This window comes from Candidatus Schekmanbacteria bacterium (assembly GCA_003695725.1).
Taxonomy (GTDB): domain Bacteria; phylum Schekmanbacteria; class GWA2-38-11; order GWA2-38-11; family J061; genus J061.
Window position 1 is genome coordinate 1 of sequence record RFHX01000169.1, and the last position, 5,661, is coordinate 5,661.

Here is a 5,661-nt window from a genome sequence, read left to right on the forward strand (position 1 = left end):
AATTAATGCAATATATGATTTGCAGAGGATGAGAAAATGAATAAAGATAATAGATATATATTATTTCTTATTCTATTATTTGCCTTAAATTCATTTTATCGCAGTTCGATAAATGAAAAAGAAAATTTGTTTCTTTTATTAAGTTGTTTTGAAAACTATAAATAGGAGGAATTGCCATGAAGAGGTTAATTGTCTTGTTGCTTTCAGTAATGCTGGTAATCGGATTGGGCGCTGTAGTTTACGCAGGAGACTACCATGATGGTGCAAGTCTTGTATGTAATCAGTGCCACACAATGCATGCAAGCACAGCTCACGATTATGGATCAACAAGTGGGGGATATAGTTATACTCCTGCCGAACATTTGTTAAAAGCAGGTGGCTCAACAAATGACCTATGTCTCTCATGCCATGACAATGGTGTTGGTCCTGATGTGATGGGAACTAATGATACCGGTTCAACTCAAAGGTCTGCCGGTGCTCTCAATAAAGTTGGCGGTACCGGTCCCTATGCAGAATATATGGGACATACGATAGGCAGCACCGATACAGCCCCCGGCGGAACTTGGAGCAACAGCAATGGATTATCCTGTGCTGATTGTCATCAACATCATGGTGCTGATTTTAATGTAGGAGATGTTGGCGGTAATACCAATATTGACAATTACAGAAATCTCTCTCCTGTTGCAGGTGGTGCAACACCTACATTAGGTGTAAGTTATGCAGCAGGTACAAATGACTTGTCAAGAGACATTTTCGAAGCAGGCGTAGGTGTGAGAACGATTGCAGGTGTCAACCTTAACGAACCTAATTCGAGCAAATCCGGCATTGCTGAATTTTGCAAAAAATGTCATACCAATCTCCATGGTGATGTTGGAGGCGCTGAAATTGGCGGAAGTATTGCAAATGGAGCTTTTATTCGCCATCCTGCGGCAGGTGTTGATATAGGCGACATTGGAGGCGGACATTCAAGTCTTGACCAGCTGAATTCCATCAACAATCCTGTAAGAGTTATGGACCCTGATGGTTCATGGACGGCAGGTGCTTATGATGGAAATGAAACACCAACCTGTTTAACCTGCCATAGAGCTCATGGAAATGGGAACAGCTTTGGACTTATATATCAGGCAGGAACTTCAACAATCACAGAAGACGGTGATGGTACAAATGTAAGAGACCTTTGCAACAACTGCCATATTCAAGGCAGCTAAAGTGAAGGACTTTCAGAAAGGAGGGGGAAACCCCTCCTTTTTTTTGTCATAAAATTACAAAGTTATATCAAACATAACCTCTCCCTTCTTTCGACAATCTAAAAAAGAATATCTCTTGACCACTTTCCAGAAAAAGGTAAAAAGAATCTAATAATATTTCAATCAGTCATTTCAATACAACTTAATAGATAAGGAGATTAAAAGAAATGAAAGTTCTTGGTTTTTGTGGCAGTCCCCGCAAAGGCGGCAACAGTGATGTTATGACAGACACATTTTTAAAAGGTGCAGAATCCGTTGGAGCTGAAATTAAAAAATTTTTTCTTGCAGAACTTGATATAAGACAATGCCAAGGATGTTTTAGAAACTGTATGCTTGGTCCAGAAAACAGATGCAAAATTCACAGAGATGACATGGATATAATCATTCCTGAAATGATTTCAGCTGATGTTATGCTTTTTACTTCTCCTCTCTACTGCGCCATATACTCAGCTATTATGGCAAGGTTCCTTGAACGATGTCTCCCATTCTGGGAAGTAGAAATTACTGGCGAACCCGGAATTCCTGAATCATATAATATTCTCAGCAATCCAGTCAAAGGTAAAAAGGCAGTCATAGGAATAGTTCATGATTTCAAAATACCTCAAGTTGCCGATTTGGCATTCAAAGCCTTTGAGCATAATATCGCAGAAATATATATGATGAATATTGTAGCTAAACTTCATGTCACAGATGTCAGGGATGTAGGCGATATAAATCAAAAAAAGGAAGAACTCGATAAGATATTTGAAACAGCCAAAAGGATTGTTGCTGAAGGATAAGATTATTTAATGCCAAAAGATAGATCAAAGGAAGATTTTCAATTTAAAATTCTTTCTATATACACAGGCGCTGTTTTGACAAATTTAATTCAGATCGGTTATGAAACAGGGTTATTTGAAGAAGCGGCAAAAGGTGATTTCACAGTTGAAGAATTAAGTACTCGCCTCGGTTTATCTAAAAGATATCTCCAAGAATGGCTTAATGCAATGGCTGCAGCAGAGATATTTCATTACAATTCTGAGGCTAAAACATATAGCTTGCCACAAAATCGTGCTTCATTTCTCACAGGAGAAAAAGCAAAAAACCTTTGTCCTCATAGCAAAATGCTCAATAGTTTTGGGAAACTACTTCCTAAACTAATAAGATGCTTTAAAGAGGGAGGAGGAATTCCTTATTCAGATTTTCGCCCTGAATTCACAGACTGTATGGATGATGTATGGAGAAGAATATTTGATGAGCTCCTCAATGACGGCTTCATAGGAGCCGTTGAGGGGCTGAAAAATAGACTGAAAAAAGGGATTAATGTCCTCGATATAGGATGCGGCACAGGTCACGCAACAAATGTACTTGCTAAAAAATACCCAAACTCCCTCTTTAAAGGTTACGATATCGCCAAAGATGCAATAGAGAAAGCAAAGATTGAAGCTAAAGAGATGAATCTCTCCAACTCCAACTTCGAAGTAATGGATGTATCTAAACTGCCATCAAAACCTAAATTCGATTTAATTACAGCATTTGACACAATCCATGACCAAGCAAAACCTCTTGATGTATTGAGGAATGTAAAGAATGCTCTCAGAAATGACGGCATCTTTCTTATGATTGAATTCAAATTTTCAAGTGACTTGAAAAATAACCTCAACAATCCTCTTTCTTCACTCTATTATGGAATTAGCCTTATGCATTGTCTGCCTGTCTCAATTGCTGAAGGCGGCCCCGGATTAGGTGCAATGTGGGGAATAGAAAAAGCGAAAGGAATGCTTCTTGCAGCAGGATTTACAAATGTAAAACTTCTTGATTCACCGAGACCTCAAAACTGCATATTCGTTTGCAGGAAATAGATTTTGATAATACCACAAATTTAATCTTACCAGTTGAGTCGTTTACTTTATTTTTACTTTTGAAAATTTGTAATGTAAAATTATTTGGGTATTTTTAAAGAAAATGAAAAATAATACATTCTGCTCAAAAGAAATAATAAATGTCGCCTTTATATTGTCAGTCATCTGCGGGCTTCTTGATTCACTATTGGAGGCACCATCTGAATTCTACTCAATGAGTTTTTTGCTCTTTCCAACAATTATTACATCCATCTGTTATTTTATCTCTTATTCCCTTCTTCTTTTATGCTTCAATATGTTTCTAAATAAAAAAGACATACAAAAACTTCCTGCCGCTATATCCCTCGGGATTTTGATTGAAATAATTTTTCTCAAATATTCACCTCTCCCTAACTACCTTTCTTTCATAATAGGGACCGGATTGTGGCAAAAAATTGCAATTTTTTTTCTCTGCCCATTAGTTGTAGTTGTTTTAACTTATTATTCAGCTCTAAAAATCGTAGCCAATGAAAAGCTTTTATCGCTATGCACTAAAAGTATCTATATAATCACTGTAATTCTTCTGGAAACTTTAATCTTTCTTTGGCTTTTGCGTTACAATGATTATTATAATCTTATAAAGTATTGTTTTTATCTATTTGTTATCATCATCACCATTTCATTTTTCCTGAAAAGAAACGAAGGATTTCTAAAAAAGACCATATATTTTATATGTCTTGCTTATATCTTTGGCACTTTCATCTCTTTCATAGGTGAAAACATTCATAGATATTACAACTCAGCTTCATTCAACAATCATAAAATAAAGCATATAATTCTGGTTATAGATGACACTCTCAGGGCTGATGCACTATCCTGTTATAATAGAAAAGCAAAAGTGAAAACTCCAAATATTGACAATTTTTCAAAAGACTCTTTTCTATTTGAGAATGCCATTTCATCTGCATCGTGGACTTTACCTGCTATAGCTTCAATAATGACCGGATTTCCTCCCTCTGTGCATGTTGTAACAACTGTCAACAGAAAACTTTCAGATAATTTTCAAACTCTTGCAGAAAGATTGCAAAAGGCGGGGTACTTAACATCAGCTTTAGGATATAATGCTGTTCTTAACCGCTCTATCAATATTTCACAAGGATTTAGCGAATACAATTTTTTCCCTAAATGGTATGGATTCTCCTTTGGGAAAGATGTTTTAAAGAAATTATTTTCCCAATTATTCATCTCAAAACCATCAACCGAAAAATTGACCGATATGGCTATAAATTGGCTTAAATCAAACAAAGATAAGGATTTTTTTCTTTGGCTTCATTATTTCGACCCTCACCTTCCTTATTCTCCTCCACACAAATATCTTACCGCTAAAAAGAAACCGCCGAGTATGGATGAATCATTAATAAGCCGCGATCCTATACGGTTTGGGAAATTTAAACCAAACCAAAAAGAAAAAGAATGGATAAAAACCCTTTATAAAGCTGAAGTCTCTTATGTAGATGATAACTTTGGAAGATTAATTAATGCTTTGAAGAATTTAAACCTATATGACAATTCACTGATTATCTTCACTAGCGACCATGGAGAAGAATTTTGGGAACATAACGGATTTGAACATGGCCATACAGTTTACAATGAACTTTTAAAAGTTCCTCTCTTAATTAAAATGCCTCATTCAATTTCCCAAAAAATCCTTGATATTCCTGTTTCCACCTCTTATCTAATGCCTACGATATTGGACCAATGCGGAATAAAATATGAAAAAGAAAATTTTTTCAAATCACTTTCTCCTTTACTCTCATCAAATATCACCTCGTACAATAAGGAGCCAATAATATCTATTAATGTATTCAGTCCTCTCAGAGTCCAACGAGCAATTACCTTTAATGGGTTTAAATATATCTCTGTTAAAGTAGAAAAAAATAAGCCAACAGAAGAACTTTATAATTTGGCAGATGACCCTCTAGAAAAACATTCTATTGCAGATATTTTCCCTGAAAAAGTTGAGGAAGCCAAAAGAATTTTTACCAGATTCGATAAAACTTCTAAAGAACTAAGAGAAAAATACAATGTTATAAAACGAGAAGAAATTTCGCTTAACAAAAATGTAATCCGTGAATTGAAGACTTTAGGCTACATCCATTAATTAATACTAAAGAAAAAAATCTTTCAGTTTGTTGACATAGAAGTCAAAATTAGTAAGCGCATCTTGAAAAAGACTGTTATGGGGGAAACAAAGTCGCTTATATAAGCAATTGTGTCAGGAATCATCATAAACCCAAATTTTCGGTTTATAGGAAACAGCGCAAAGGTAAAAAAAGAACTGTTTTATTTCTTGTTTCAATAGCTCTCATGGCATCGACTCGACAAATACTTGCAGTAAAAGCAATTCTTTGAAAAAACCTCACGCAAGACCTGTTAATCTCTCACTCAATTCCCAAAATTCTTTCTGAAGTTTTTTGTCTTTACATTTCTTAGAAATATCCTTAATCGAACATTTTTCAAAGTACTCCCCGCTAATTCCTTCGACCTCTTCAGATGTAGCTACATAAATACTGGTTTTTGCGCCTTCTTCTGGT

The 5,661-nt window shown here is 35.6% G+C and carries 5 protein-coding genes; 4 read left to right on the top strand and 1 reads right to left on the bottom strand.

Annotated elements, in window-relative coordinates; genetic code table 11:
• Positions 1-176 precede the first annotated feature (176 nt).
• The 4 genes from D6734_06830 (at position 177) to D6734_06845 (ending at position 5,228) form a co-directional block, all read left to right on the top strand.
• Positions 177-1,208: a hypothetical protein gene (locus tag D6734_06830; GenBank protein ID RMF94830.1), complete on the top strand. Its 1,032-nt coding sequence runs from the start codon at positions 177-179 to the stop codon at positions 1,206-1,208.
• 206 nt (positions 1,209-1,414) lie between these two features.
• A complete protein-coding gene (locus D6734_06835; protein RMF94831.1) occupies positions 1,415-2,026 on the top strand; it encodes a flavodoxin family protein in 612 nt (203 codons plus the stop codon).
• Positions 2,027-2,035: 9 nt separating this feature from the next.
• The gene (locus D6734_06840) at positions 2,036-3,088 is read left to right on the top strand and encodes a class I SAM-dependent methyltransferase (GenBank protein ID RMF94832.1); all 1,053 of its coding nucleotides are present in this window, start codon (positions 2,036-2,038) and stop codon (positions 3,086-3,088) included.
• Between the two features lie 103 nt (positions 3,089-3,191).
• Positions 3,192-5,228, top strand: a complete 2,037-nt coding sequence (locus tag D6734_06845) for a hypothetical protein (protein ID RMF94833.1) — start codon at positions 3,192-3,194, stop codon at positions 5,226-5,228.
• A 258-nt stretch (positions 5,229-5,486) separates the two neighbouring features.
• Here the strand turns inward: D6734_06845 and D6734_06850 are convergent.
• A partial coding sequence (locus tag D6734_06850) for a short-chain dehydrogenase (protein ID RMF94834.1) occupies positions 5,487-5,661 on the bottom strand: 175 nt, incomplete at its 5' end.

Bases quoted from the DNA above. Each gene is read 5' to 3' on its own strand.
- D6734_06830 (RMF94830.1), top strand. From the start codon at position 177: ATGAAGAGGTTAATTGTCTTGTTGCTTTCAGTAATGCTGGTAATCGGA.
- D6734_06835 (RMF94831.1), top strand. From the start codon at position 1,415: ATGAAAGTTCTTGGTTTTTGTGGCAGTCCCCGCAAAGGCGGCAACAGT.
- D6734_06840 (RMF94832.1), top strand. From the start codon at position 2,036: ATGCCAAAAGATAGATCAAAGGAAGATTTTCAATTTAAAATTCTTTCT.
- D6734_06845 (RMF94833.1), top strand. From the start codon at position 3,192: ATGAAAAATAATACATTCTGCTCAAAAGAAATAATAAATGTCGCCTTT.